Source organism: Micromonospora sp. DT46, assembly GCF_049841735.1.
Taxonomy (GTDB): Bacteria; Actinomycetota; Actinomycetes; order Mycobacteriales; family Micromonosporaceae; genus Micromonospora; species Micromonospora reichwaldensis.
In genome coordinates this window covers 19,273-46,076 of the sequence record NZ_JBNCKW010000011.1, presented here as the reverse complement: position 1 = coordinate 46,076, position 26,804 = coordinate 19,273, and the positions used below count along the sequence as shown (strand labels likewise).

The 26,804-nt window shown below is 74.5% G+C and carries 28 protein-coding genes and 1 pseudogene; 22 read left to right on the top strand and 7 right to left on the bottom strand.

The genetic code is table 11. The features are described 5' to 3' along the window. The first annotated feature begins 43 nt into the window (after positions 1-43). Positions 44-1,123: an amidohydrolase family protein gene (locus ACLQ20_RS27245; RefSeq protein WP_151455320.1), complete on the top strand. Its 1,080-nt coding sequence runs from the start codon at positions 44-46 to the stop codon at positions 1,121-1,123. Between the two features lie 92 nt (positions 1,124-1,215). Here the strand turns inward: ACLQ20_RS27245 and ACLQ20_RS27240 are convergent, their stop codons facing one another. Further along, a complete protein-coding gene (locus tag ACLQ20_RS27240; RefSeq protein ID WP_151455321.1) occupies positions 1,216-1,818 on the bottom strand; it encodes a TetR family transcriptional regulator in 603 nt (200 codons plus the stop codon). Between the two features lie 103 nt (positions 1,819-1,921). Between ACLQ20_RS27240 and proS the strand changes: the two genes are divergently transcribed. The 12 genes and pseudogenes from proS to ACLQ20_RS27180 all read left to right on the top strand — a co-directional run bounded on the left by proS (position 1,922) and on the right by ACLQ20_RS27180 (position 10,417). Then, positions 1,922-3,337 (top strand): proline--tRNA ligase, encoded by a 1,416-nt coding sequence (gene proS, locus ACLQ20_RS27235; RefSeq protein ID WP_151455322.1) that lies wholly within the window; start codon positions 1,922-1,924, stop codon positions 3,335-3,337. Between the two features lie 148 nt (positions 3,338-3,485). Further along, entirely contained in the window at positions 3,486-4,133 is a 648-nt protein-coding gene (locus ACLQ20_RS27230; protein ID WP_425858022.1) for a DUF402 domain-containing protein, read from the top strand. A gap of 310 nt (positions 4,134-4,443) precedes the next feature. After that, complete coding sequence (gene rpsP / locus ACLQ20_RS27225; protein WP_425858021.1) at positions 4,444-4,941, top strand: 30S ribosomal protein S16; 498 nt, start codon at positions 4,444-4,446, stop codon at positions 4,939-4,941. Then, positions 4,916-5,176, top strand: a complete 261-nt coding sequence (locus tag ACLQ20_RS27220) for an RNA-binding protein (protein WP_172862164.1) — start codon at positions 4,916-4,918, stop codon at positions 5,174-5,176. Before rpsP ends, ACLQ20_RS27220 begins: the two co-directional genes overlap by 26 nt. 2 nt (positions 5,177-5,178) lie before the next feature. After that, positions 5,179-5,766, top strand: coding sequence for a ribosome maturation factor RimM (rimM, locus tag ACLQ20_RS27215; protein WP_192581565.1), 588 nt, complete (start codon positions 5,179-5,181; stop codon positions 5,764-5,766). Between the two features lie 20 nt (positions 5,767-5,786). Continuing rightward, entirely contained in the window at positions 5,787-6,560 is a 774-nt protein-coding gene (gene trmD / locus ACLQ20_RS27210) for a tRNA (guanosine(37)-N1)-methyltransferase TrmD (RefSeq protein ID WP_425858020.1), read from the top strand. 143 nt (positions 6,561-6,703) lie between these two features. Continuing rightward, a complete protein-coding gene (gene rplS, locus ACLQ20_RS27205; protein WP_101414582.1) occupies positions 6,704-7,060 on the top strand; it encodes a 50S ribosomal protein L19 in 357 nt (118 codons plus the stop codon). Between the two features lie 183 nt (positions 7,061-7,243). Next, a pseudogene (lepB, locus tag ACLQ20_RS27200) lies at positions 7,244-8,118 on the top strand (signal peptidase I). 9 nt (positions 8,119-8,127) lie between these two features. Further along, a complete protein-coding gene (gene lepB / locus ACLQ20_RS27195; RefSeq protein WP_151457074.1) occupies positions 8,128-8,748 on the top strand; it encodes a signal peptidase I in 621 nt (206 codons plus the stop codon). Positions 8,749-8,796: 48 nt separating this feature from the next. Then, positions 8,797-9,291: an NUDIX hydrolase gene (locus ACLQ20_RS27190; protein ID WP_151457075.1), complete on the top strand. Its 495-nt coding sequence runs from the start codon at positions 8,797-8,799 to the stop codon at positions 9,289-9,291. Beyond that, complete coding sequence (locus ACLQ20_RS27185) at positions 9,285-10,097, top strand: ribonuclease HII (protein WP_151457076.1); 813 nt, start codon at positions 9,285-9,287, stop codon at positions 10,095-10,097. The genes ACLQ20_RS27190 and ACLQ20_RS27185 overlap by 7 nt, the downstream gene beginning before the upstream one ends. After that, on the top strand, positions 10,094-10,417 hold the full coding sequence (locus ACLQ20_RS27180; protein WP_007075222.1) for a DUF2469 domain-containing protein: 324 nt from the start codon (positions 10,094-10,096) through the stop codon (positions 10,415-10,417). Before ACLQ20_RS27185 ends, ACLQ20_RS27180 begins: the two co-directional genes overlap by 4 nt. Before the next feature lie 134 nt (positions 10,418-10,551). Here the strand turns inward: ACLQ20_RS27180 and ACLQ20_RS27175 are convergent, their stop codons facing one another. Further along, positions 10,552-11,658 (bottom strand): sulfite oxidase, encoded by a 1,107-nt coding sequence (locus tag ACLQ20_RS27175; RefSeq protein ID WP_151457077.1) that lies wholly within the window; start codon positions 11,656-11,658, stop codon positions 10,552-10,554. A gap of 205 nt (positions 11,659-11,863) precedes the next feature. Between ACLQ20_RS27175 and ACLQ20_RS27170 the strand changes: the two genes are divergently transcribed. Next, complete coding sequence (locus ACLQ20_RS27170; RefSeq protein WP_425858019.1) at positions 11,864-12,559, top strand: murein hydrolase activator EnvC family protein; 696 nt, start codon at positions 11,864-11,866, stop codon at positions 12,557-12,559. On the opposite strand, the gene ACLQ20_RS27165 is transcribed toward ACLQ20_RS27170, so the two are convergent. Then, entirely contained in the window at positions 12,447-13,628 is a 1,182-nt protein-coding gene (locus ACLQ20_RS27165) for an aminotransferase class V-fold PLP-dependent enzyme (protein ID WP_425858018.1), read from the bottom strand. The two genes, ACLQ20_RS27170 and ACLQ20_RS27165, sit on opposite strands and share 113 nt — an antisense overlap. A 132-nt stretch (positions 13,629-13,760) precedes the next feature. Between ACLQ20_RS27165 and ACLQ20_RS27160 the strand changes: the two genes are divergently transcribed. Continuing rightward, a complete protein-coding gene (locus ACLQ20_RS27160) occupies positions 13,761-14,345 on the top strand; it encodes a GNAT family N-acetyltransferase (protein WP_425858017.1) in 585 nt (194 codons plus the stop codon). Positions 14,346-14,577: 232 nt separating this feature from the next. Here ACLQ20_RS27160 and ACLQ20_RS27155 read toward each other — a convergent pair whose 3' ends face one another. Beyond that, a complete protein-coding gene (locus ACLQ20_RS27155; protein ID WP_425858067.1) occupies positions 14,578-15,705 on the bottom strand; it encodes a tyrosine-type recombinase/integrase in 1,128 nt (375 codons plus the stop codon). A gap of 648 nt (positions 15,706-16,353) precedes the next feature. Here ACLQ20_RS27155 and ACLQ20_RS27150 point away from each other — a divergent pair. Continuing rightward, positions 16,354-16,689 carry a hypothetical protein gene (locus ACLQ20_RS27150; protein ID WP_358117196.1) on the top strand — a complete coding sequence of 112 codons (336 nt, stop codon included), beginning with the start codon at positions 16,354-16,356 and terminating at the stop codon, positions 16,687-16,689. 7 nt (positions 16,690-16,696) lie between these two features. Here the strand turns inward: ACLQ20_RS27150 and ACLQ20_RS27145 are convergent, their stop codons facing one another. Genes ACLQ20_RS27145 through ACLQ20_RS27135 form a run of 3 tightly spaced genes read right to left on the bottom strand, consistent with a single transcriptional unit; the run spans position 16,697 to position 19,834 of the window. Further along, positions 16,697-17,905 carry a DNA-processing protein DprA gene (locus ACLQ20_RS27145; RefSeq protein ID WP_425858016.1) on the bottom strand — a complete coding sequence of 403 codons (1,209 nt, stop codon included), beginning with the start codon at positions 17,903-17,905 and terminating at the stop codon, positions 16,697-16,699. Then, entirely contained in the window at positions 17,902-19,422 is a 1,521-nt protein-coding gene (locus tag ACLQ20_RS27140; protein ID WP_151456855.1) for a YifB family Mg chelatase-like AAA ATPase, read from the bottom strand. Before ACLQ20_RS27140 ends, ACLQ20_RS27145 begins: the two co-directional genes overlap by 4 nt. A 52-nt stretch (positions 19,423-19,474) precedes the next feature. After that, complete coding sequence (locus ACLQ20_RS27135) at positions 19,475-19,834, bottom strand: YraN family protein (RefSeq protein WP_151456854.1); 360 nt, start codon at positions 19,832-19,834, stop codon at positions 19,475-19,477. A 295-nt stretch (positions 19,835-20,129) separates the two neighbouring features. On the opposite strand from ACLQ20_RS27135, the gene ACLQ20_RS27130 reads away from it, so the two are divergent. The 6 genes from ACLQ20_RS27130 (at position 20,130) to ACLQ20_RS27105 (ending at position 26,708) form a co-directional block, all read left to right on the top strand. Then, positions 20,130-21,452, top strand: coding sequence for a hypothetical protein (locus ACLQ20_RS27130; protein WP_425858015.1), 1,323 nt, complete (start codon positions 20,130-20,132; stop codon positions 21,450-21,452). Positions 21,453-21,761: 309 nt separating this feature from the next. Continuing rightward, positions 21,762-22,685 (top strand): 30S ribosomal protein S2, encoded by a 924-nt coding sequence (rpsB, locus tag ACLQ20_RS27125; RefSeq protein ID WP_425858014.1) that lies wholly within the window; start codon positions 21,762-21,764, stop codon positions 22,683-22,685. 135 nt (positions 22,686-22,820) lie between these two features. Next, positions 22,821-23,651, top strand: coding sequence for a translation elongation factor Ts (tsf, locus tag ACLQ20_RS27120; RefSeq protein ID WP_151456852.1), 831 nt, complete (start codon positions 22,821-22,823; stop codon positions 23,649-23,651). Between the two features lie 159 nt (positions 23,652-23,810). Further along, positions 23,811-24,578 (top strand): UMP kinase, encoded by a 768-nt coding sequence (gene pyrH, locus ACLQ20_RS27115; protein ID WP_089001535.1) that lies wholly within the window; start codon positions 23,811-23,813, stop codon positions 24,576-24,578. Between the two features lie 75 nt (positions 24,579-24,653). Then, positions 24,654-25,211: a ribosome recycling factor gene (gene frr / locus ACLQ20_RS27110; protein ID WP_151456851.1), complete on the top strand. Its 558-nt coding sequence runs from the start codon at positions 24,654-24,656 to the stop codon at positions 25,209-25,211. A 294-nt stretch (positions 25,212-25,505) separates the two neighbouring features. Continuing rightward, positions 25,506-26,708, top strand: coding sequence for a phosphatidate cytidylyltransferase (locus tag ACLQ20_RS27105; RefSeq protein ID WP_327030781.1), 1,203 nt, complete (start codon positions 25,506-25,508; stop codon positions 26,706-26,708). Positions 26,709-26,804: the final 96 nt, after the last annotated feature.

The following is a 26,804-nucleotide window of genomic DNA, read 5'->3' as shown; positions in this document are numbered from 1 at the left end:
GAATGGCGGCGGACCGCCCCCTTTGCGCGTAGACGGAGGACGCATGGCCTGGCACGTACGCGGCGTGGTGCTGCCCGACGACGAGGTCCGTGACCTCTGGCTGGTCGGCGACCGGGTCACCTTCACCCCTGTTGCCGGCGCGGAAACGATTGCCGACGGCGGGTTCGTGCTGCCCGGTCTGATCGACGCGCACTGCCACATCGGCATCGCCCGCGGCGGCGCCCCGATCACCTCGCTCGACCAGGCCCGCGAGCTGGCCCGCGTCGACCGGGACGCCGGGGTCCTCGCCATCCGCGACGCCGGGTCGCCCTACCCGTACCCCGAACTCGACGACGAGCCCGACCTGCCGCGGCTGGCCCGCGCCGGCCGGCACGTCGCGCCGCCGAAGCGCTACCTGCGCGACATCGGCGTCGAGGTGGGCGCGGCGGAGGTGGCGGCGACGGTGGCCGCACAGGCGCGCGCCGGCAACGGCTGGGTGAAGCTGGTCGGCGACTGGATCGACCGGGGGGTGGGCGACCTGGCCCCGGCCTGGGACGCCGACACCATGGCGGCCGCCGTCCGGGCCGCGCACGCCGCCGGGGTACGCGCGGCCGTGCACACCTTCTCCGAGTCGGCCGTCGAGATCATGGTGCGCGCCGGGGTGGACTCGGTGGAGCACGGCACGGGCCTCAGCCTGGACCTGATCGACGAGATGGCCCGCCGGGGCACCGCGCTCATCCCCACGATGATCAACATTCGGACCTTCGGCGGGATCGCCGAGCAGGCCCGGGAGAAGTTCCCCGGCTACGCCGAGCACATGCTCGCCCTGCGCGACCGCTTCCCCGAGGTGGTCCGTTCGGCGCACGAGGCCGGGGTCCCGATCTACGTGGGCACGGACGCGGGCGGCGGCATCGACCACGGCCTCGCCGCGGAGGAGATGCTGCTGCTGCACGAGCAGGCCGGCATGTCCACCACCGACGTGCTCGCCGCCGCGTCCTGGCGGGCCCGCGAGTGGCTCGGCTTCCCCGGACTGGTCGAGGGTGGCCTGGCGGACCTCGTCGTCTACGCCGAGGACCCGCGCGCCGACCTGCGCGCCGTACGCACCCCCGCCCGCATCGTGCTGCGCGGTCGCGTCGTCCGCTGACCCGCCGCGCCGGGGCGTCGGCGCGGATGCTCCCGGTCGGGCCGGTGGCGCTCCCGACCGGCGGCGCGGCGCTGCCCCGGGGCGGCGCCCGGTCAGCCGGTGTGGGCCTGGGTGACCGCGTGCAGGAGCAGGTACACCGCGAGGTCGGCGAGGGCGGCGGCGGTCTGCGCGACGGGGGCGCCGGGCAGGACGATGTGGCTGATCACCAACCGGACGACCGAGTCCGTGGCGAACGCGACGGCGTTGCGGTCGGCGCCCGGCAGCACGCCGTCGGCCCACTCCAGCAGCACCTCGGTGGCCTCGGTCAGGACCAGCTCCGACCGGGTGGTGAGGTAGGGCAGCAGGTCGTCCGAGCCGCCCCGGGAGCTGGTCAGGACGGCCTTGATCAGCGGGTCGTCGGCCGCCTGCGTGAGGGTGTGCGAGATGGTGGCGTGCGCGGCGGCCCGCACGTCGTCGCCGTGGGCGCGCAGCAGGGCGCGTACGTCGCCGACGAACCGGTCGACCTCCCGCCGGGCGAGCGCCTCGGCCAGCCCCGCCTTGGTGCCGAACTCGTTGTAGACCGTCTGCCGGCTGACCCCCGCCGCGCGCGCGACGGCACCCATCCGGACGCCGTCCCAGCCGGTCGCGATGGTCAATGCCCGGGCGGCCTCGACGATCGCGTCCCGGGAACGGGTGCCGTCCCTCACCTCGCCCATGGTGGTCGAATCCTAGCCCGGCCGCACCGCCCGGCACGGCGGAGACCGCCGACGTCGCGCCCGATGACGTCGTCCCTTCGGCCGACGCATAGGATGTGCGGTCATGGCACGCGTGCTCACTCCCCGTGCGGAGGACTTTCCCCGCTGGTACCAGGACCTGATCGCCAAGGCGAAGCTGGCCGACAACGGCCCGGTCCGGGGGACCATGGTCATCCGCCCGGCCGGCTACGCCATCTGGGAGCGGATGCAGGCCGAGATGGACGCCCGGATCAAGGCGGCGGGCGCGGAGAACGCGTACTTCCCGCTCTTCATCCCGGAGAGCTACCTCAAGCGCGAGGCCGAGCACGTCGAGGGCTTCTCGCCGGAACTCGCGGTGGTCACCCACGGCGGCGGCAAGCAGCTCGCCGAGCCGGTGGTGGTGCGCCCCACCAGCGAGACCGTCATCGGCGAGTTCATGGCCAAGTGGATCGACTCCTACCGGGACCTGCCGCTGCTGCTCAACCAGTGGGCCAACGTGGTCCGCTGGGAGCTGCGCCCCCGGATCTTCCTGCGCACCAGCGAGTTCCTCTGGCAGGAGGGGCACACCGCGCACGCGACCCGCGACGACGCCCGCGCCTACGCCCGCCGGATCCTGCACGAGGCGTACGAGGACCTGATGGTCAACGTGCTCGGCATCCCGGTGGTCGTCGGCCTGAAGACGGCCCGCGAGCGCTTCGCCGGCGCCACCGCCACCTACACCTGCGAAGGCATGATGGGTGACGGCAAGGCCCTCCAGCTCGGCACCAGCCACGAGCTGGGGCAGAACTTCGCCAAGGCCTTCGACATCAGCTACTCGTCGGCCGAGGGCGGCCGGGAGCACGCCTGGACGACCTCCTGGGGCACCTCCACCCGGATGCTCGGCGGCCTGATCATGTGCCACGGCGACGACAACGGGCTGCGCGTGCCGCCGAAGCTGGCGCCCGTGCAGGCGTACGTCATGGTGGTCAAGGACGGCGAGGGCCCTGGCGGCCCTGCCGAGGTGGCGAAAGAGCTTTGCGACGCGTTGCGCGACGCGGGCGTCCGGGTCGCGCTCGACGACCGCGTCGACACCCCGTTCGGCCGCCGGGCCGTCGACGCCGAGCTGCGCGGCTATCCCGTACGCGTCGAGGTCGGTCCCCGCGACCTGGCCGCCGGCAACGCGGTCGTGGTCCGGCGCACCGACGGCTCGAAGTCCCCGACGCCGGTGGCCGACGTGGTGACCGCCGTGCTGGCCGCCCTCGACGCCGACCAGCGGGCCCTGCACGACCAGGCGCTGGCCCACCGGAAGTCCCGCACGGTCGAGGTGTCGACCCTCGCCGAGGCGATCGAGGCGGCGGCCACCGGCTGGGCCATGGTGCCGTGGTCGGCGGTCGGCGTGCAGGGCGAGACGGAGGCGAACGGCCAGGGCGTCACCGTGCGCTGCCTGCTGCGCGCCGACGGCTCGGTGCCCGACTCCGAGGACGAGCCCGACCTGGTCGCCATCCTGGCCCGCGCCTACTGAGCCTCGTCGCACCCCCTCAGGTGCCGCGGCAGCTCGCTCAGGCGTCAGGAAGGGACCCTTCCTGACGCCTGAGGTAGCGGAAGGGTCCCTTCCTCGCACCTCGGAGCGGTGGGCGGGAGCGGGGGGCCTGGGCCGGTAGGGTCGGTCCGTGAGATTCGAACCTGGGCGGCTGATCGTGCACCGCAACGTGCGCCGGGGCCGGATCGGCTGGGTACGCACCGCGCGGGTGGTCAGCGACGACGACCGGGGCCTGCTGCTCTGGGTGCCCCGCGACTCCCCGGTCGCGAGCGAGATCACCGAGGCCGGGCTGGGCATGCGGGCGGTGCCGTTCAGCGAGTGGATCTCCTCGTCGTACCGCCTGGCCACCGGCCGGTGGGACGGCCCCTCCGTGCTCAAGTTCCTGCCCGCCGGGGCGGCCCACTCCGTGTGGTGGTTCCGCGACGCGCACGACCGCTTCGCCACCTGGTACGTCAACCTGGAGGAGCCCGGGGTGCGCTGGGACGACGGCGCGCTCGCCGGCGTCGACATGGTGGACCAGGACCTCGACGTGGTCGTCCGCCCCGACCTGGGCTGGGAGTGGAAGGACGAGGGGGAGTTCGCCGAGCGGCTCGCCTTCCCCGACCACTACTGGGTGACCGACGCCGACGCCGTCCGGGCCGAGGGGAAGCGGGTGATCGCGCTGGCCGAGGCGGGGGAGTTCCCCTTCGACGGCACCTGGTGCGACTTCACCCCGCCGCCCGACTGGACCGTCCCCGACGGGTTGCCGCCCGGCTGGGACCGCCCCCCGGTGCGCTGACCCGGCCCGATCCGCCCGCGCGTCCCGGTGGCGCACCGCCCTCGATCGGCGGGGCCGGCCGCCGGCCGGCGACTGTGCTTTCGGTCACTTCTGCCGCCCGGCGGGTGACCGGGGGCGGTCCGGTGCGAGCGATCGGGGCCCGATCTGGCAGAATGGCTGGCTGGTATCCGGCGCGCGTCCGGCGCCCTCTAACCCGGGCACGTCGCCAGTCCACCGAGCAGTCTCCGGCCCAACCCCACTGTGCCGGTCGACACTCACCCGTGCACCGCCCGTACCGGGCAGGTGAGATCGCAACAGGAGCGAAACAACTGTGGCCGTAAAGATCCGGCTCCTGCGGATGGGCAAGATCCGCAACCCGCAGTACCGCATCGTCATCGCCGACTCGCGCACCAAGCGCGACGGCCGGGCGATCGAGTTCGTCGGGGTCTACCAGCCGAAGGAAGACCCTTCGGTGATCGAGGTCAAGTCGGAGCGGGTCCAGTACTGGCTGTCCGTCGGCGCCCAGCCGAGCGAGGCGGTGCAGCGGCTGCTGGAGCTGACCGGTGACTGGCAGAAGTTCAAGGGCCTGCCGGCCCCGCCGCCGCTGAAGGTCGCCCCGGAGCGGGTCGACCGCACCGCGGCGTACGAGGCCGAGGCGAAGGCCGCCGCCGGGCTGGCCGAGGCGCCGGCGAAGCCGGCCAAGAAGGCCGCCAAGGCCGAGGCGCCGAAGACCGAGGCGCCGAAGACCGAGGCTCCGGCCGAGGCTCCGAAGACCGAGGCTCCGGCCGAGGCCCCGGCTGCCGCTGCCGACGCCGGTGAGCAGGCCTGACATGCCTCTGCGTCCGGCGTTGGAGCACCTGGTCAAGGGCATCGTCGACCACCCCGATGACGTACGCGTCCGGATGGTCGACTCCCGTCGGGGCAAGCGGCTGGAAGTCCGCGTGCACCCGGAGGACCTCGGCACGGTGATCGGGCGGTCCGGCCGGACCGCCAAGGCGCTGCGCCAGGTGATCGGCTCCATCGGCGGGCGCGGCGTACGCGTCGACATCGTCGACTCGTACTGATGCTGCTCGTCGTCGGCAGGGTCGGCAAGCCGCACGGCATCCGCGGTGAGGTCACCGTCGAGGTGCGGACCGACGAGCCCGAAGCGCGGTTCGCCCCAGGCATGGTGCTGCGCACCATGCCTGGGGCGACGCCCCGGGCGCGCCGCACCGAGCCCGTGGCGCCGCAGCCGTCGCCGGCCGCGCCCGAGCAGGGGGTGGCCTTCCGGGTGCCCGCCGAACTGGTCGTGGAGTCCGCCCGCTGGCACCAGGGACGGATGCTTGTCGCGTTCGAGGGCAGCCTGGACCGGGACGTCGCCGAGGCGCTGCGCGGCACCCTGCTCGCGGTCGACAGCGCCGACGTCGCCGCGCCGGAGGACCCGGAGGAGTTCCACGACCACCAGCTCGTCGGGCTGGCCGTGGTCACCCCCGACGGCGACCGGCTGGGCGAGGTGGCCCGGATCGACCACGCCCCCTCCTCCGACCTGCTGGTGCTGCGCCGTCCCGAGGGCGGCACCGCGCTCATCCCGTTCGTCAAGGCGATCGTCCCCGAGGTTGACCTCGCCGGCGGTCGCGTCGTCGTCGACCCGCCGGCCGGTCTGCTCGATCTGTAGAACCGCTGGAGCACCCCCGCATGCGCGTCGACATCGTGTCGATCTTCCCGGAGTACTTCGCCCCGCTGGACCTGTCGTTGATCGGCAGGGCGCGGGCGAACGGCACGCTGCGGCTGGCCGTACACGATCTGCGGATCTGGACCCACGACGTGCACCGCACGGTCGACGACACGCCCTACGGCGGCGGGCCCGGCATGGTGATGCGGCCGGAGCCGTGGGGCGAGGCGCTCGACGCTCTCGCCCCGGCGGAGTTGACCGCGCCCCGGCTGGTGGTGCCGGCCCCGACCGGCGCCCCCTTCACCCAGGCGATGGCGCACGAGCTGGCCGCCGAGCCGCACCTGCTCTTCGCCTGCGGCCGGTACGAGGGCATCGACCAGCGGGTGCTCGACCACGCCGCGACCCGGATGCCGGTGACCGAGGTCTCCCTCGGCGACTACGTCCTCTTCGGCGGTGAGGTGGCGGTGCTGGTGATCCTGGAGGCGGTCACCCGGCTGCTGCCCGGCGTGCTCGGCAACGCGGGTTCGCTGGCCGAGGAGTCGCACGCCCACGGGCTGCTGGAGGCCCCCATGTACACGAAGCCGGCGACCTGGCGGGGGCTGGAGGTGCCGGAGGTGCTCCGCTCCGGCGACCACGGCAGGATCGCCCGCTGGCGGCGGGACGAGGCGCTGACCCGCACCGCGACGCGTCGTCCCGACATGCTCGCCGCGGTGGACCCGCAGCGCCTGGACAAACGGGACGTCGCCGCGCTGGACCGGGCCGGATTTCAGGTGCCGCCGGGGGATGTGGCAAAGTAGGGGGGTTGCCGCAGCCGGCCGCGCCGCGGCCGGCTGCGAGGATCCTCGACCGGGGTCGGGTCACCGACCGCCCACCCGGGGATCAGAATCACCCACCCGCGCACCGATTGACGGTGCGCCGTGAGCCTCACGAGGACGCAGCGATGAACATCCTGGACGCCCTTGACGCCCAGTCGAAGCGCACCGACCTCCCCGACTTCCGTGCCGGTGACACCGTCAAGGTGCACGCCCGCGTCGTCGAGGGCGCCCGGTCCCGTGTCCAGATCTTCCAGGGCGTCGTCATCCGCCGCCAGGGTGACGGTCTGCGCGAGACCTTCTCGGTCCGCAAGATCAGCTTCGGCGTCGGTGTCGAGCGCACCTACCCGATCAACAGCCCGGGTATCGACCGGATCGAGGTCGTGACCCGCGGTGACGTCCGCCGCGCCAAGCTCTACTACCTGCGCGAGCTGCGGGGCAAGAAGGCCAAGATCAAGGAGAAGCGCGAGAAGCAGCCGAGCTGACCTCGCGCTCGCCACGCCGCCGAGCTGCGCGTATGTCGTACCGACCGGACCGCACTACCCTGGTCGCTACGGGCGCAGCCGGGCGACGTCCCGCCACGACGGCGGAGCGACGACCACTACCGCCCGGGGAGCCCCGACAGGGTTCCCGGGCGGTAGTGTCATTTCTGCTGACCGGAGAGTGGCGTGGTGCAGACGCTTGACGAGGACGGCGCCGTCGACCCCTGGCGACGGCGCGCCCGCCGGCCCCGCCGACAGATGCCCCTCTGGCAGGAGCTGCCGCTGCTGCTGGTCGTCGCGTTCTGCCTCGCGGTGCTGATCCGCACCTTCCTGCTCCAGGCGTTCTTCATCCCCTCCGGCTCGATGGAGGACACCCTCCTCGTCGGGGACCGGGTCCTGGTCAACAAGGTCGTCTACGACGTGCGCGACCCGGTGCGGGGCGAGGTCGTCGTCTTCCGGGGCACCGACCGCTGGGCCCCGCAGGTCGCCGAGGGGCCGGAGCCCGGGTTCGCGGGCAAGCTCAGCCGGACCGTCGGCGACCTCGTCGGCGTCAGCCGCCCCGGCGAGAAGGACTTCATCAAACGGGTCATCGGCCTGCCCGGCGACCGGGTGAAGTGCTGCGACGCCGAGGGGCGGGTGCTGGTCAACGGCACGCCGCTCGACGAGTCGTCGTACGTCCTGCGCGACTCGCCGCTCGACATCCCGCCCAACCCCCGCGAGTGCCGGTCCCGGCGCTTCGACGAGATCGTGGTCCCGCCCGGGCAGATCTTCGTCATGGGCGACCACCGGATGGTCTCCCAGGACGCCCGCTGCCAGGGCCCGGTGCCGATCGAGAACGTGGTGGGCCGGGCGTTCACCGTGGTCTGGCCGTCGTCGCGCTGGAGCGCCCTGTCGGTGCCCGCGACCTTCGACGACGTCGCCGACCCGCCGGCCGCCACCACCGGCGCCCCGCCCCCGGTCCGCCCCACGCCGGACGGCGATCTGGTGCTGTTCGCCCCGACCGCTGTCGCGCTCGCCGTTCTCGCGCGTTCCGGACGGTGGCGCTGGGCCGGGCAACGTAGGCTCGTGCCGTGATTGACGAGCAGACCGACAAGCCGCGCAGTTCCTTCTGGAAGGAGCTGCCCATCCTCCTGGGTGTGGCGATCCTGGTCGCGGTGCTGGTGCGCGCCTTCGTGCTGCAGACCTTCTTCATCCCCTCCCCGTCGATGGAGAACACCCTCCAGATCGACGATCGGGTGCTGGTCAACAAGCTGGTCTACGACTTCCGGTCCCCGCACCGGGGCGAGGTGATCGTCTTCAAGGCCCCCATGGAGTGGAGCGCCAACCCCGACGGCGAGGACTTCATCAAGCGCGTCATCGGCGTCGGCGGCGACCACGTGGTCTGCTGCGACGCGCAGGACCGGCTGGTGATCAACGGCAAGTCGCTGGACGAGCCCTACATCTACCCCGGCGACAAGACCGCCGAGGAGTTCGACATCACCGTCCCGAAGGGCCGGCTCTGGGTGATGGGCGACCACCGCGAGGCGTCGGGCGACTCGCTGGAGCACTGGCAGCAGTCCGGTCAGGACATCACCGTCGCCACGATTCCCGAGGGCGAGGTCGTGGGGCGGGCCTTCACCGTCTTCTGGCCGTTCGGCCGGGCCACCTGGCTGAGCGTCCCGAAGCCGTACGAGGCCATCCCCGAACCGTAGGGGCCGCCGGGCGTGTGCGTTGTCGGCGGCGTCTGGCAGGCTGGTGCGGTGACCGTCTACACCCCCCGGCGTGCCGCGCGCGTCCTGCTCGTCGACGCGGCGGGTCGGGTGCTGCTCTTCTGCGGCTCCGACCCGGCCCGTCCCGAGCACGGGCGCTGGTGGTTCACCCCCGGCGGCGGCCTGGACGAGGGGGAGACCTACCCCGAGTGCGCGGCGCGGGAGCTGGCCGAGGAGACCGGGCTGCGGCTGCCGGCCCCGGCGTTCGGGGCGCCCGTGCACCGCGACGTGACGGAGTTCCCCTTCGACGGCGTGTGGTACCGGCAGGAACAGGAGTTCTTCCTGGTGCGGGTGGCGGGCCACGAGGTCGACACCGCCGGCTTCAGCGAGATCGAGCGGGCCACCGTCGCCGCCCACCGGTGGTGGTCGCCGGACGAGCTGACCGTCAGTGGCGAGCGGTACTACCCGCCGGACCTGACGACGGTGCTGGCCCGGGCGCTGGCCGCCTCGCCCGCGCCCACGGCCGGACAGGACGCGCCGTGCTGACGCCCCCGCGCACGGTGGTGCGCCGCGAGGGCGGGCTCTACGCGCTGGAGCGCGCGTTGCAGCGGCGCGGCTTCCGGCACGTCGCCGGGGCCGACGAGGCGGGTCGCGGCGCCTGCGCCGGGCCGCTGGTCGCCGCCGCCGCGATCCTGCCCGAGGGCCGCCGCGGCGAGATCGACGGGCTGGCCGACTCCAAGCTGCTCACCCCCGCCAGCCGGGAGCGGATCCACGACGAGGTCGTGGCCCGCGCGCTGGCGTACGCCGTGGTGGTGATCCCGGCCGAAGAGGTCGACGAGCGGGGCCTGCACGTGAGCAACCTGGCCGCGATGCGTCGCGCGCTGGCGTCGCTGACGACCCGCCCCGACTACGTGCTGACCGACGGCTTCGGCGTGGACGGCCTCGACGTGCCGGGGCTGGCCGTGTGGAAGGGCGACCGGGTGGCCGCCTGCGTCGCGGCGGCGAGCGTACTCGCCAAGGTCACCCGGGACCGGATGATGGTCGAGCTCGACGGGGCGTTCCCGGGCTACGGGTTCGCCGAGCACAAGGGTTACATCACCGCGGAACACACCGCGGCGCTGCGGGACCGGGGGCCGTGCCGGGAGCACCGGTTCTCGTACGTCAACGTGGCGACGGTGTCCGGTCGCGACGGCGCCCCGCCCCGGGCGCGCCGGCCGGCGGACGCGAGGCGGGACGAGCCGATGGAGCGCTCCTGCCCGCCAGGGGGTACCGTCGGCGTGGCGTTGGGCGAGCAGCCTCAGCCTCCGGCGTCGGTGGGGGAAGATGTGGTCATGGAAGGCGGAGTGCGATGAGCGCGGAAGACCTCGAGAAGTACGAGACCGAGATGGAGCTCCAGCTCTACCGGGAGTACCGCGACATCGTCCGCCAGTTCTCCTACGTGGTGGAGACGGAGCGCCGGTTCTACCTGGCCAATCAGGTCGACCTGCACGTGCGCAACTCCGACGGCGAGGTCTACTTCGAGGTCGAGATGCACGACGCCTGGGTGTGGGACATGTACCGTCCGGCCCGGTTCGTGAAGAACGTCCGGGTGATGACCTTCAAGGACGTCAACGTCGAGGAGCTGGAGAAGCCCGACATCTCGCTGCCCGCCGACTCCGGCTTCGGCGGCTGACCCACCGCTCCGCCGCCCGCCCGGCTGACCCACCGCTCCGCCGCCCGCCCGGCTGACCCACCGCCGGGCGTACGAGCCCATCGGCGCCCCCACCGCCGCGCGGCCGTCGTCCCGCTCCTCCCCGGCAGCCCGGCTCACCCCGCCAGCACCACGACCTCGACCCGCTGGACGAGGTTGTTGGCGAAGCCGCCCCGGTTCCACGCCTGCTCGACCGGTTGGCTGCGCCCGGAGGCGTCGGTGGCGCGGGCCCCGAGGACGTGCCGCCCCGGCTCCGCCGCCCACTCGTAGCGCCACCGGCGCCAGGCGAACTCCCCGCCGACCTGCTCGTCCAGGATGGCCGGTCGCCAACTGGCCCCGCCGTCGGTGGTCACCTCCACCGAGACGACCGGGGCGTGGCCGGACCAGGCGCGACCGTCCAGCGTGCACGGACCGGGCCGCAGCACGCGGGTGCGGGACATGAAATCGGGGAAACCGGGCGGCCGGACCAGCGCCCGCGGCTCGATCCGGGTCACGGGCACACCGGGGTCGTCCGCGTCCCGCCGCAGCCGGTAGGCGACCGCGTTCTGGTAGCCGTCGAACGCCTCAGTGCGTACGTCGATCGCGCGCAGCCACTTGACGTGCGCCATGCCGTACCAGCCGGGCACGATCAGCCGCAACGGGGCACCGTGCTGCGGCAGCAGCGGAGCGCCGTTCATCTCGTACGCCAGCAGCACCTCCTCGCGCAGCGCGTCGGCGGCCGGCAGCGCCCGCTGGTAGTCCTGCTCGACGCCGCGTTCCACGCCGTGGTCGGCGCCCGTGAAGACCACGTCCACGGCGTCGGCGGCGATCCCCGCCTCGCGCAGCAGCGGCGCCAGCGGGGTGCCGGTCCACTCCGCGTTGCCGACCGCCTCGACCAGCCACGGCTGGCTCACCGGCCGGGGGTGCAAGAGGGCGCGCCCGTTGCCGGCGCACTCCAGCGTGACCCGGCGGGTGACCCGGGGCCGCTCGCGCAGCGCCGTGAGGTCGAGGGCCAGCGGCCGGTCCACCGCGCCGGCCACCGTCAGCGCGTGCGCGTCCGGGTCGAGGTCCGGGATGTCGTAGTGGATGAGCAGGTAGTGCAGGCCGGCCGGGGTCACGTCGTAGCGCAGCGCCTCCAGCGGGATGCCGTGGTTGCGGGCGGCGAGCTGCAACTCCTCGGCGGTGATGCCCTCGCCGGGTTCCGCCAGGCGGGAGGGCCCGCTGGCATCGTGCACAGTGGTCATCGAGGACCTCCCCGGCCGGACGGCGGCGGCTCCGCCGTGCGCCCGTCCCAGCCTAGGGCCTCGCCGGCGCTGCCGGGCACGCCCAGGAAGCAGCGCGCCTAGCAGACCGCCCGGCCCTCCGGGGGCCGTCCACAGGACGACCGTCGTCCACAGGCGAGCGTGCCGGGGGTGGCGGGGGCGGGCGGGTGCCGCGCAGGCTGCGCCCATGCGACCTGCCGCCCGTACCGCCGTCGCGCTCTGCGCGGCCCTGCTGTTCCTCGGACCCGCCGCGCCCGCCGCCCGGCCGGTCCCGGCGGCGGGGCGAGCGTTCGTCCCGGCGGCACCGCCCGGGGTCGCACCGCCCATGGTCGCGCCGGCCGGTGCCGTGCGGTTCCGGTGGCCGCTCGACGGCGTCCCGCGCCCGGTGCGCCGGTTCGACCCGCCGCCCCGGCCGTGGCTGCCCGGGCACCGGGGCGTCGACCTGGCCGCCGCGCCGGGCGCGACCGTGCGGGCCGCTGGCGTCGGCACGGTGCTCTTCGCCGGTCTGGTCGCCGGCCGTCCCGTCGTCACCGTCGGGCACGCCGACGGGCTGCGGACCACCCACGAGCCGGTGTCGCCGACGGTCCGCCCCGGCGAGACACTCGCGGCCGGGGCACCGCTGGGCACCCTCCTCGCGGGCCACCCGGGCTGCCCCGCCCCCGCCTGCCTGCACTGGGGGTTGCGGCGCGGCGCCGACTACCTGGATCCGCTGGCCCTGCTCGGCCTGGGACCCGTGCGGCTGCTGCCGCTCGACGGGGGCGACCCCGCCCTCAGCGCTGGGCGAGCAGCGGGGGCAGCCGCACCGAGAGCCGCTCGTACTCGTCGGGGGTGTTGTAGACCTGGGCGCAGAGCCGCAGCCAGCCGCGTCCGTTCCAGGCCATGACGGCGACCTCGGTGGCGAGCCGCTCGGCGATCCGTGCCCGCAGCGCCCGCGCCGCGTCGAGCGTGCTGCCCAGACCCGCCGGCAGCGGCACGATCCGCATGGCGATCCCCGGTCCGCCGGGGTCCGGCAGGTCGGCGGGGGCCACCCCGAGTGCGTCCCCCAGCAGCCGCTGGCCGTACGCCGCCAGCGCGGCGTTGTGCCCGCGTACCCGGTCCACGCCGAGGCTGCGCAGCGTGAACAGGCCCACCGGCGCGGCCAACCAGCCCGTGTAGTCCTGCGTCGCCGCCCACTCGACGCGGCCGGGGAACCCGGACTCCTGCTCCCAGGAGACGGCCAGCGGTTCGATCCGTTCCCGCCACGGCGGGGCGACCGCCAGCACGGCGGTGCCGCGCGGCGCGTACGCCCACTTGTGCAGGTTGCCCACCCAGAAGTCGGCGCCGACGTCGCCCACCGGTGCCGGAAGCATGCCCGGGGCGTGTGCGGCGTCGACGAGGACCGGTATCCCGTGCTCCCGGGCCACGCCGACGATCGCGGCGACGGGGAAGAGCCGGGCGGTGGCCGAGGTGAGCTGGTCCACGACGAGCAGCCGGGTCCGGCCGGGGCGCAGCCCGGCGCGGACGATCTGGACGATCTCCTCGCCCGAGGCGGCCAACGGGACGGGCAGGGTCCGGTTGACCGCCCCCGTACGCCGGCACTCCCGGGCGATGGAGAGGCCGACCGCGCCGTAGCCGTGGTCGGTGGTGAGCACCTCGTCGCCGGGACGCAGGCCGATCGACTGGAGCACCACCGCCACGCCGGTGGTGGCGTTCGGGACGAGGGCGGTGCCGTCCGGGTCGGCGCCCAGGAACCCGGCCAGGTGCCGGCGGGTGTGGGCGATCCGGTCGACCAGGCCCTGCGTGAAGAAGCGCAGCGGGTTGGCCTCCATCTCGTCGCGCAGCCGCTGCTGGGCCCGCTGCACGGCGATCGGCACCGCGCCGAACGAACCGTGGTTCAGGTGGCTGACCGCCGGGTCGAGCGAGAAGAGCAGGCGGGCTGCCGCGATCGGCCCGGGCGGCTGCGGGAGGCTCACCCGGTGATCGTAGCGACCGGTCGATCCATCGCCGCCGTTCCGCCGGGTACGGTCCGCCGGGCGCCCACCCGGGACGCGGTTCCACCGAGCCCGTGCCGGTCGACCGTCCTCGATCCCGGAGAATCGCTGGTCATGGACGTCGAACTGCGCTGGCCGACCGCCGCCGACCGGCAGCTGCGCGCCGAGGTGCACCGGGTGCTGCACGCCGTCGCCGAGCGGGGCGGCGCGATCGGGTACGCGGTCCCGCCCGGCCGCGCCGAGACCGACGCCTGGCTGGACGGGGTGCTCGGTCTCGTCGAGGCCGGCGACGCCGCGCTCGTCCTCGCCGTGCTCGACGACCGGGTGGTGGGCACCGGGTCGTGGCGGCGCGGTCCGAAGCCGATCTTCACCCACTACGCCGACCTGGAGAAGATCACCGCACACCCCGCCGCCCGTGGCCGCGGCATCGGTCGGCTCGTCACCGGCGCGCTGATCGACGACGCCCGCAAGGCCGGCGTCGAGACCCTCGCGCTGGGAGTGCGCGGCAACAACCACGGTGCCATCGAGCTGTACGAGCGCCTCGGCTTCCGCGAGTGGGGTCGGCTGCCGAACGTCATCGAGGTGGGCGACGAACGCTACGACGACGTGCGGATGTGCCTGGACCTCGGGCGCGAGCCGCACGTCGTGCTCCGGGGCTCGGCCGCCGACGGGCCGGGCTCGTCGCCGCGCCGGACCTGAGCACCCGCCCCTGCCTGCCCGGCAGGTCAGGCCGGCTGCCGCACCCGGGCCGCTCGTGCCCGGGCTGCTCGTGCCTGGGCCGCTCGGTTCTGGGCCGCTCGGGTCTCGGCCGCTCGGTTCTGGGCCGCTCGGGTCTGGCCGCTCGTGCCCGGGCTGTTCGGGCCCCGGTTCCCGCTCCCAGGCTGCTCGGGTCTGGGCGGCTCGGGTCCGGGGTGGCCTGCGACGGCGGGACTCAGGCGCGTGGGTGGGCCTGGCGGTAGGCGGCGCGGAGCCGCTCCACGGACACGTGGGTGTAGATCTGGGTGCTCGCCAGGGACGAGTGGCCCAGCAGTTCCTGCACCGCCCGCAGGTCGGCGCCGCCCTCCAGCAGGTGGGTGGCCGCCGAGTGGCGCAGTCCGTGCGGGCTGATCGGGGGCAGGCCGGCGGCCTCCGCGTACCCGCCGACGATCCGCCGTGCCGTCGTCGGGTTGAGCCGTCCGCCGCGGGCGCCGAGCAGCAGCGCGTCGCGGGAGTGCGGTGCGGCCAGCGCTGGCCGGCCGTGGCGCAGCCACTCGTCGAGTGCCCGCTGCGCCGGCACCCCGTACGGCACGGCCCGTTCCCGGCCACCCTTGCCGAACACCCGCACGACCCGTCGCGCGTGGTCGATGTCGGCGACGTCCAGACCGCACGCCTCGCTGATCCGCACCCCCGTGCCGTAGAGCAGCTCCAGTAGCGCCCGGTCCCGCAGCAGTACCGCCTCGGCGACCTGGTCAGCCGCAGGGGGAGGACCCGACGACTCTGGCGACGCCGGCCCGGACCCGTCGTCGGCGGGCGACGCCGGCCGCGCGCCCTTCTGGTCGGGTGATGCTGGCCGGAAGCCCTCCTCGTCGGTTGATGCTGGTCGGGAGCCCTCCCCGTCGGGTGACGACGGTCCTGAGTCGTCCTCGTCGGGTGACGGCGGTCGGGAGCCGCCGTCGGCGGGGGGTGGCGGCCCGGTCGGGGCGAACCGGCCCGGCGCTTCGACCAGTGCGGCCGCCTGGTCGGCACGCAGCACGGTCGGCAGGTCCCGGTGGGCGCGCGGGCTGGACAGGGCGCCGGCCACGTCGGCGGGAAGCAGCCCGCAGCGGTGGGCCCACGCGCTGAACGTCCGCGCCGAGGCCGCCCGGCGGGCGAGCGACGTCCGTGCGGCCCCCATCGTCCGCTGCTTCGCCAGCCAGCTGCGTAGCACGGCGAGGTCCAGCTCCGGCAGGTCGGCGCAGCCCATCCGGTGGGCGTGGTCCAACAGCGACACCACGTCACCGACGTACGCCCGGACGGTGTGGGCGGACCGGTTGCGCACGGCGGCCAGGTACCCGGCGAAGTCGTCCACCGCCTCGCGCATCGCCGGTGGGAGCGCCTCGTGGGTCGCCCGGGTGCCGTTCGCCTCCCGGCTCACCGCGGTCCCCTCGCCGCCACCCGCCGGGCGCCCGGTGCGCCTCGCGTGCGCGTCCCTCCCACGCCGGGCCGAGCTGCGAACGGCGCCTGGCCGGGCCGAGGTGCGAACGCCGCCTGGCCGACCCGCACGGGGGGGCGCACCCCTCGGTACGCCCCGGTGCGGATCGAGGCCGTGGTGGCGATGGGCGGCGGATCCTCGGGCGGCACGGGACCAGCCTACGGTCGCCCGACGCCACCGGCAGGCCACCGGACCGGGCACGGCACTGGCCGCCCGACGCCACCTCGCCGGGCAGCGCACCTGGCCGCCGGTCACCGGCTGGGCACCGGGGCCGGTCAGCGCATCGGGCCGCCGGCCACCGGCAGGCCACTGGGCCGGGCAGCGCACCGGGCTGCCCGGCCACCGGCTGGGCACCGGGCCGTCCGGGCGCCCGGTCGGCGACCGGCCGTGCGGGCTCGCGGGTGTTCCCGGCGCGGACGCGCGGTCCGGGTGGTGGATTGCGTCGGCCGGTGCGCGCAGACTTGTCGTACCAACGGGTGTGGGCCCTGGCCGTGGTCGCCGTGCGACGGGACCAGGCTCGACGAAGGGGGACCGGGCATGGGGGTGGACGTCGTCCTCTACCGGGCGGTCGGGGTGGGCTCCGACCGACGCCGCCTTGTGCCGGCCGAGGTGCTGCCCGATCCCGACGACGTACTGCTGAACCTCGTCCGGCGCGTCCGTGGCACCGGGCGTACCCCTCTGCTCGACCGGGTGGATCCGGTCGGCGAGCTGGTGGTCCCTGCCGGCCAGGCGCCGCAGCTCCTCGCCGAGGTGCGCTGCCTCGCCGAGGTGTCGCGGTCGACGCCGGAGCTGACGCACGTGCGCCGGCTGGACCGGTTGGCGCGGCGCTGCCGGCAGGACCGCGCGATGGAGATCCGCTTCGAGGGTGACTGACGGCGGTTCACGGTCCCCCCGGCGTCGCCGGTCGTCCGGCGGTCGCGTTCCCGGCCGGCGGGGGCGCGAGGGCGTACCCGTCGTCACGGCGGAGCACCAGGGCCAGTTCCTCGAGCATCGACAGCTTCCGCAGCGCGGTACGGACGGGCACCCCGGCCCGCGCGGCGAGGACGTCCACACCGACTGCGCCCCGGCGGGGCAACGCCTCGACGACGGCCCTCGCGTCGTCGTCGAGCAGGTCGGCCGGCTGCTGCGGGCCGCGCGGTACGGGCGCCAGGTCGCCGATCCGCCCGACCTCCTCCAGCACCTGCGCGACGCCGGTCACCAGCCGGGCTCTCGGATACTCCCGCAGCGTCTCGTGCGCGCCGACGGACATCGCCGACGTGACCGGGCCGGGCACCACCATGCTGGGCCTGCCCAGGGCGAGCGCCCGGTGGGTGGTCTGGGTGGCGCCGCTGCGGGCGGCCGCCTCCACCAGCACCGTGCCGAGGGTGCCCGCCGCGATCACCCGGTTGCGGATGAGGAACCGGGGCCGCAGCGGATCGGCTCCCGGCATCCACTCACTGACCAACAGCCCGGTGTCGGCGATCCGGTCGAACAACGCCGCGTTGCCCATCGGGTAGGGGCGGTCCACGCCGCAGGCGAGCACCGCTACGGTCAGGCCACCGGCGTTGAGCGCGCCCCGGTGGGCCGCGGCGTCGATGCCGAAGGCTCCGCCCGAGACGACGGTCCAGTCCCGGTCGGCCAGCCCGTAGCCGAGTTCCGTGGCGATGTGCGTGCCGTACCCGGTGGCGGCGCGGGCGCCGACGACCGCGACGGAGCGGTCGAACGCCTCTGCGAGCGGCCACGAGCCGCGTAGCCAGAAGCAGAGCGGCGGGGCGGTCTCGATGTCCACCCGCCGGTAGGCGCCGGGCAGCCGGAGCCGGCGCAGGTCGCCGACCCGGACGGGCCACTCGTCGTCGCCGGGGACGACGATCCGGGCGCCGAGGCGGTCCGTGCGGGCCAGCGCCTCGGCCGCGACGGCCCGGGCGTCGCCGGCCGCGCAACGGGCCGCCACGGTGTTCCGCAGCGTCTCCTCCGGCGCGCCCCCGTCGAGCAGGAGGTCGAGCGCCGCCACCGGGCCGAGCCGGTCGACCAGCCGGTGCACCGACCAGGTGCCGGGCTCGGCGAGCCAGGTGAGCGCCACCCTGGCCAGGGTCTCCTCGTCGGTGCTCACGTCGCGTCCCCCGTCCTGAGTTGGATGGCCTCCCGGACGTCCTCCCGGTCGGGGCGGTCCCGACCGTCCAGATCCGCGATCGTCCAGGCCAGGCGGATGATGCGGTCGAAGCCCCGGGCCGACAGCGACCCGGCGTCCAGCCGGACCCGCAGCTCGGCCGTGTCCGGCCCGGGCAACCGCCACGGCGGGCGGCGCAGGTACGGGCCGGGTATCTCGGCGTTGAGCCGGTGACCGAGCACCGCCCAGCGGGTGGCCGCCGCCTGCCGGGCCACCGCCACCCGCGCGGCGACGGTGGCGGAGGGCTCGCTGTCGACGGTGGCCTGCATCAGCTCGGCCGCGCGGACAGGTGGCAGCTTCACCTGCACGTCGATCCGGTCCAGCAACGGCCCGGAGAGCCGGCTGAGGTAGCGCCGCCGGGCCTGCGGCGGGCACTCGCAGTACGCGTCCCCGGCCGGCTTGGCGCACGGGCACGGGTTGGCCGCCAGCACCAACTGCGTACGGGCCGGGTACTCGGCGCCGCCCCGGCTGCGGACCAGCCGGACCCGGCCGTTCTCCAGCGGTTGGCGCAGCGCCTCCAGCGCGCCCCGGCTGAACTCGGGCGCCTCGTCGAGGAAGAGCACGCCCCGGTGGGCGAGCGAGATCGCGCCGGGGCGGGCCAGCCCGGAACCGCCGCCGACCAGCGACGGCACCGTCGCCGTGTGGTGCGGTGCCTGGAACGGCGGGCGGCGCAGCAGCCGGCCGCCCGGTGGCAGCAGCCCGGCGATGGAGTGCAGCGCGGTGACCTCCAGCGCGGCCTCGTCGTCCAGCTCGGGCAGGATCGACGGGAGGCGCTCGGCGAGCATGGTCTTGCCGGCTCCCGGCGGCCCGACCAGCGCCAGGTGGTGCCCGCCCGCCGCGGCCACCTCCAGTGCCCGCCGGCCCAGCCCCTGCCCGGCGACCTCGGCCAGGTCGGGCCCACCACCGGCCGGCGACGGGCCGTCCGGCTCCGGCTCGATCAGGGGCGAGCCGTCGCGGATGAAACTGACCAGCCGGTGCAGCGTGTCGACCGCCCGGACCCGGACCCCGGGGACGACCGCCGCCTCGGCGGCGTTGCCGGCCGGCACGATCACCTTCCCGACGCCGGCCCGGGCGGCCGCGGCGACCATCGGCAGCACACCGCGCACCGGGCGGACCGTGCCGTCGAGGCCCAGCTCGCCCAGGACCACCACGTGTTCCAGGGGCAGCAGCGGCAGCTCGCCGGAGCCGCCCAGGAGGGCCGCCGCGATCGCCAGGTCGAACGCGGAGCCGAACTTCGGCAGGTCGGCCGGCAGCAGGTTGAGGGTGATCCGCCGGTTGGGCCACCGCTGACCGGAGTTGACCACGGCTGCGCGGACCCGGTCCCGGGCCTCGTGCAGGGCGGTGTCCGGCAGCCCCGAGATGACCACCGCCGGCAGGCCGGCGGCCAGGTCGGCCTCGACCTCCACCAGGTGCCCGGTGACGCCCACCAGGCCCACGCAGAGCACCTTCGCGTAGCTCACGACGCCACCCGCCGTCGCTCGACGCCGCACCCGGTCCGGTCGGGTCCGCCCATCAGAACGCCCCCTTGAGGTGCTCGACCCGGGCGGCGCCGGCGCCGGTCAGGCGTACGGAGACGACGTCGAAGCGCACCTCGTCGGCGGTGGTGCCGGTGTCGGCGAGCCACCGGGCGGCGAGCCCGCGCAGCCGCCGCGCCTTGGCCGGTACGACCGCCTCCGCAGGCGACCCGTACTCGTCGGTGCGGCGGGTCTTCACCTCGCAGAAGGCGAGCACCGGCCCGTCCCAGGCGATGATGTCGATCTCTCCGGCCGGGCAGCGCCAGTTCCGGGCCACCGGGCGCAGTCCCGCCCCGATCAGGTGCCGGACGGCGCACCGCTCCCCGTACGCGCCGACCGCCTGGTTCCGCTTCGTCATGTCCGGCACGGTGCACCCGGCGGGCGGGCAGCCGCCGCCCCGTGCCCCGGAAACTGTGGACGACGGGCACACTGTGGACGAACGGACGATCATGCCCTCGTCGTGCTATGCGGTCCGCCTCGGTGGACCGCCGCCACGAGCCACCGCGTTCGGCGCTGAGCTGGGCCTGCCCGCCCGCCGCCGTCCCCGCCGCCGTCGTCCCCGGCCAGCGGCGGCGGGTGACCGGTGCTCCCGGTGGCGCGGATGTCCCGGGGGCGAATGGCGCCCGTGGAGCCGGTCGCATACCGTGCCGGACGTGGACGGACGACGGAACTTTGTCGAAGATCAGGAGTCGCGCTGGTATCCGGCCGACCGCGACCGTGACCGTGACCGTGAGAGCGGCTACGGGGAGGCGGACTGGCGCGGTCCGGCCGAGAGCCGGTACCGGGACGACGACCTGAACGCCCCCGAGCAGCGCCGGTCCGCCGAGGACGGCCGCTACGGTGACTCCACGGGAACCCGACGCGGCGAACCAGGACGCTTCGGCACGTCGGCGGAGCCCGACTCCGGGCGCTTCGCGGCCGTCGAGCCCGACTCGGGCCGGTTCGGCGCTGTCGAGCCCGACTCCGGCCGGTTCGGCGCCGTCGAGCCCGACTCGGGGCGTTTCGCGGCCGTCGACACCGACCGGGGCCGCTTCGGCGGGTCGGAGGACTCGGGCCGGTTCGCGGCCACGGGACGGGAGGACCCGAGCCGGTTCGTCGTGCCGGGACCGGAGGATTCCGGCCGGTTCGCCGTCACCGGCCCCGAGGATTCGGGCCGGTTCCCCGCCACGGGATCGGAGCCCGGGAGGTTCGGCGAGGCCGATTCGGGGCGCTTCGCGGCGGTGCCGCCGCTCGGGGAGGCCCGGTCGGAGACCGAGGGATACCGGACGAGCCGCTCGCGCCGGGCCGAGTCGGACCCGGACGTCTCCGGGGAACTGCCCGGCGACCGCCCGGGCCGGCGCGCCGCCCGGGAGTCGAGGGAGGCCCGCGACGCGCTGTCGACGTCGGGCGTCGACGCGCTGGCCGGGGCGGGACCCGTCGAGCGGACCGCGGAGCCGGCCCGCCCGGCCCCGCTGGGCGGCTACCCGATCGTCGCGCCCGGTCGGGTGGCCGAGGCCGCGAGCGCGGCGGAGACGCCGGTCGACGAGCCCGTCCGGCCGGTCGAGCCCCCGCACCCGCTGGAGATGCCGACCGGGCCGATGCCGCCGATCGCGCCCCGCGGTGACCTCGCGCCAGGGGAGCTGCCGGCGTACCCGTCGGTGGTCGCCCCGCTTCCGGGAACGCCGGCGGGCGACGGGGTCTACCGGACGCGGCGGCCGGCGCTGGCCGCGCTCTTCACCCTGCTGGTCCTGGTGTTCGAGGTGCCCGCGATGCGGGTGCTGCTCAACGGCGTGACCGGCGACCCGGTCTCGACGGCTGACGTCGTGGTGGGGATCTTCCTGGTCTGCGGCCTGCCGATCTTCGCGATCGGCCTGTACGGGCTGCGCACCGGCGGGCTGTCGCTCGCGGAGGGGAACCGGGGCTGGCTGCGTCCGCCGACGGCGTACCTGACCGTGGGCCTGGTGCTCTTCGTCGCCGCCGCGCTCGCGGTCCGCTGACCCTCGACCGTCAGGAGCGCCCCGCCTGACGGCTGGCCCCGGCCGGGGCGGGCGCGCCGAGTGCCGGAAATGGGCGTTCCGACCCCTTCCCCGCACCCGAGGCATCGGGGGCGGGGAAGGGGCGTACACTGGTCGACTGGCGACCGCCTCGCGCGGTCGACCTCGCGCGCCCTCTCCACGAGTCGTCGTGGGGCGACGGCCTCCCTGGTCCCGATCTTGGTCGGGCCCGCCATGGCCGCCGACCGGGCGCCAGGACGCCCGGCCGCCTGGTCGGGCGGGACAACCAGGGACCACGAGGAGTACCCCACCATGGCCGTCGTGACCATGCGTCAGCTGCTGGAGAGCGGTGTCCACTTCGGGCACCAGACCCGGCGCTGGAACCCGAAGATGAAGCGCTTCATCTTCACCGAGCGCAACGGTATCTACATCATCGACCTGCGCCAGACCCTCGACTACATCGAGAAGGCCTACGCGTTCGTGCGCGGGACCGTCGCCGAGGGTGGCAGCATCCTCTTCGTCGGCACCAAGAAGCAGGCCCAGGAGGCCATCGCCGAGCAGGCGACCCGGGTCGGTCAGCCCTACGTCAACCACCGCTGGCTCGGCGGCATGCTGACCAACTTCCAGACGGTCTACAAGCGGCTCCAGCGGATGAAGGAGCTTGAGGCCCTGGGTGACCTGAGCGGCACCGCCGCCGGGTACACCAAGAAGGAGACCCTGCAGCTCTCCCGCGAGAAGATCAAGCTGACCCGCACGCTCGGCGGTCTGCGGGACATGCAGAAGCTCCCGGCCGCGATCTGGGTGGTCGACACCAAGAAGGAGCACATCGCCGTCGACGAGGCCCGCAAGCTGGGCATCCCGGTCATCGCGGTGCTCGACACCAACTGCGACCCGGACGAGGTCGACTTCCCGATCCCGGGCAACGACGACGCGATCCGCTCGGCCGAGCTGCTGACCAAGGTCGTGGCCGCCGCCGTCGCCGACGGCCTGATCGCCCGTTCCGGCCGTCGTCGCGGTAGCGACGAGAAGCCGGAGCCGGGCGTCGCCTCCGACGAGCCGCTGGCCGAGTGGGAGCGCGAGCTGCTCGAGGAGCCGAAGAAGGCCGACGAGCAGGCCCCGCAGGCCGAGCAGGCCCAGCCGGTCGAGCAGGCCCCGCAGGCTGAGCAGGCCGAGCAGGCTGAGCAGGCCCCGCAGGCCCAGCCGGTCGAGCAGCCGGCGACCGCCGCCGCGGAGTGACCGCACCGCCGCCTCCCCGCCGCCCGGTCTCCCGGGCGGCGGGGAGCGGCAGGTACGCCGGGCACGTCGCGCCCGGATCCGGGTAACCGGCACCAGGACCAACCCACCCGCAGTCTCAACACCGAAGAGAGAGCCATGTCCAACTTCACCGCCGCGGACGTCAAGAAGCTCCGCGACCTCACCGGCGCCGGCATGATGGACTGCAAGAAGGCGCTGACCGAGGCCGAGGGCGACTTCGACAAGGCCGTCGAGATCCTGCGCGTCAAGGGCGCCAAGGACGTCGGCAAGCGGGCCGGCCGTACGGCCGCCAACGGTCTGATCGCCCACTCCGGCAAGGCGCTGCTCGAACTCAACTGCGAGACCGACTTCGTCGCCAAGACCGACGCGTTCATCGAGCTGGCTCAGCAGCTGGTGGAGCACGGCGAGCGCAGCGGCGTCGGCACCGCCGAGGAGCTGCTCGCCACCGAGCTGGACGGCAAGACCGTCGCCGACCTGGTGCAGGAGCAGTCCGCCAAGATCGGCGAGAAGCTCGTCCTCAACCGGTTCGCCAAGCTCGACGGCACCACCGCCGTCTACCTGCACCGCAAGAGCCAGGACCTGCCCCCGGCGGTCGGCGTGCTCGTGCAGTACACCAGCACGGCCGGCGACGAGGCGTCCGACTCGGACGCCCGGGGCGTGGCGATGCAGATCGCCGCCATGCGGCCGAAGTTCCTCACCCGGGACGAGGTGCCGGCCGACGTCGTCGAGTCCGAGCGGCGCATCGCCGAGCAGACCGCCCGCGAGGAGAACAAGCCCGAGGCGGCCCTGCCGAAGATCGTCGAGGGTCGGGTGAACGCGTTCTTCAAGGACTACGTCCTGCTCGAGCAGGCGTCGGTCGCCGACAACAAGAAGTCGGTGAAGCAGCTGCTGGCCGATGCCGGCATCGAGGTCACCCGCTTCGTGCGGTTCGAGGTCGGCCAGGCCTGAGCCGCCCCGGGCGCTCTGCGCCCTGCGGGCAGGGAACGTCGACGAGGAGGCCGCCGGTGTACGTGACAGGCACCGCGGCCTCCTCGTCACATAGGGTCGGCTACGGCAGTTTCGCGGTACGCGGCGTACGGGACGTGCGCATGGGGAAGGGCGGGGCGGATGACGCAGGTTGTGAGTGACCGGAGTCTGGCGGCGGACGATCCGACGGCGCCACCCCCCGGTCGGGCCCGCCGGGTGGTGCTGAAGCTCTCCGGTGAGGTGTTCGGCGGGGGCGCGATCGGGGTGGACCCGGACGTCGTGCAGGCCATCGCCCGGCAGATCGCCACCGTGGTCCGCCGCGGCGTGCAGGTCTCGGTGGTGGTCGGCGGCGGCAACTTCTTCCGGGGCGCGGAGTTGCAGAAGCGCGGCATGGACCGCGCCCGGGCCGACTACATGGGCATGCTCGGCACCGTGATGAACTGCCTCGCGTTGCAGGACTTCCTGGAGAAGGAGGGCATCGAGACGCGCGTGCAGAGCGCGATCACGATGGCCCAGGTCGCCGAGCCGTACATCCCGCTGCGCGCCATCCGGCACCTGGAGAAGGGCCGCGTGGTGATCTTCGGCGCGGGCGCCGGCATGCCGTACTTCTCCACCGACACCGTGGCTGCCCAGCGGGCCCTGGAGATCCGTGCCGACGTGGTGCTGATGAGCAAGAACGGCGTGGACGGCGTCTACACCGCCGACCCGCGGATCGACCCGACCGCCAGCAAGTTCGACTCGATCACCTTCTCCGAGGTGCTGCGGCGTAACCTGCGGGTCGCCGACGCCGCCGCGTTCAGCCTGTGCATGGAGAACGGCCTGCCGATGCTGGTCTTCGGCGCGCAGGGCGACGACACCATCATCCGGGCCGTGGGTGGCGACAAGATCGGCACCCTGATCACCGCCTGAGCGGTCCGACCCGACCTCAGCGGTCCCTCCGACACGACAAGCCCACGACGAGCACAGAAGGAGGCGAGGAGACCGGTGATCGACGACACCCTCCTCGAGGCCGAGGAGAAGATGGAGCGTGCGATCGAGCACGCCAAGGAGGAGTTCGGCGCGATCCGCACCGGTCGCGCCAACGCCGCCATGTTCTCCAAGATCATCATCGACTACTACGGCAGCCCCACGCCGCTGCCCCAGATGGCGTCCATCGGGGTTCCCGAGCCGCGCATGGTGATCATCAAGCCGTACGACAACTCGCAGATCAACGCCATGGAGAAGGCGATCCGCGACTCCGACCTCGGCGCCAACCCGAACAACGAGGGCAACCAGCTCCGCATCCTGCTCCCGCAGATGACCGAGGAGCGCCGCCGAGAGATGATCAAGGTCGCCCGGCACAAGGGTGAGGAGGCCAAGGTGGCCATCCGCAACATCCGCCGCAAGGGCAAGGAGGAGCTGGACCGGCTCGTCAAGGACGGCGAGGTCGGCGAGGACGACGGCCGCCGCGCCGAGAAGGAACTCGACGACCTGACCCAGCGCTTCGTCGCCGCCGTCGACGACCTGGTCAAGCACAAGGAGAGCGAGCTTCTCGAGGTGTGAACCGTGCGCCGGCACTCCACCGGCGACGACGACGTCGTGGCACCGGCGCTCCACCGCCCGATCCCGGGCAGCGGGCCCGGTGCCACCGTCGTCGGCGGGCCGGCACGGGGCCGGTCGGACGTGAGGGATCGGCGGGTGCAGTAGGCTCGGCAGGATTCCCGGCACCCTGCGGTGAATGGTGGGAATCGGCCGGCCGTCGGGCGGGTCAACCGGACGGAACAGTCGCGCGGGTAGGGGAATGGTTGTGGTTGTGCGTCAGCTGGTGGATCTCGTACCGGTCCCGCTCGGTGCGTGATGTCCCACCTCGATCCCCACGGCAGCGCCGAGCCCCGCGGCTGGGACCGCCCCGACGCGCCCGCTCCCGCCCCGGCGCCCGCCCTCCCCTGGCCGGAGCCCGAGATCGATCCGGGTCGGTGGGACCGCCGTCCCGCCGTGCTCCCCGACGCGTACGCCGAGGCGCCGGCCCGCTCCCGCCCGCACGCCGACGTGGCGGCGGCCGGTGAACCGGCGGCGATGAACGGCCAACGCGACCGTCCCGACGACTCGGATTACCCGACCACCCAGCTCGAACCGGTCCGGGACGTCGAGCCGGAGCCGGAGCCCGTGCCGCCTCCGGGCCGCCGGCAGCGCGGTCGGCGCCGGGCCGGCGCCGACCGGCCCCCGACCCAGCAGCCCGTTCCGAGCCGGGCCGGGCGCAACCTGCCGGCAGCCGTTGCCGTCGGCGTGGGCCTCGGCGCCCTGATCGTGGTGCCGCTGTTCTTCTACCGGACCGCCTTCCTGGTGGTGGTGGCCGCGGCGGTCGCCATCGGCATGTGGGAGATGGCCCGGGCGGTACGCCGCAGCGGCGCACACCCGCCGCTGGTGCCGCTGATCGCCGGCGGGGTGCTCACCATCGGGCTGGCCTGGTTCTCCGGCCCCGACGCGCTCAGCCTCGGCCTGCTGGTGACCGTGCTGGGCACCATGGTCTGGCGGCTCGGCGACGGGCCGGGCGGCTTCCAGCGTGACCTGACCGCCGCCACCCTCATCGCCGTGTACGTGCCGTTCCTCGGCGGCTTCGCCGCGCTGCTGGCGGCGGTGCCCGAGGACGGCGACCTGCGGGTGCTGGTGACGCTGGCCGCGGTGGTCCTCTCCGACACCGGCGGGTACGCCGCCGGCGTCAGCTTCGGCAAGCATCCGATGGCCCCCTCGATCAGCCCGAAGAAGTCCTGGGAGGGCTTCGCCGGCTCGGTCACCGCCGCGGCGCTGGGCAGTGCCCTGCTGCTCTGGCTGCTCCTCGACGTGGCCCCGTGGTGGGGCGCGCTCTTCGGGTTGGCGATCTCCGGCGCCGCCGTCCTCGGTGACCTCGCCGAGTCCATGATCAAGCGGGATCTCGGGGTGAAGGACATGAGCAACCTGCTCCCCGGGCACGGCGGCCTGATGGACCGGTTGGACTCGATCCTCTTCGCGCTGCCGACCGCGTACCTGCTCCTGGCGGTCTTCGTCCCGGTGCTGGAGTGAGGCGTGAATCACCCGTCGTCAGTGGTCCCGCCCGGGCGGCGGGGGGCGATTCGGCACCTCCGGACAGGTGTGTCGGCCGTCCGGCGTGACAGACTG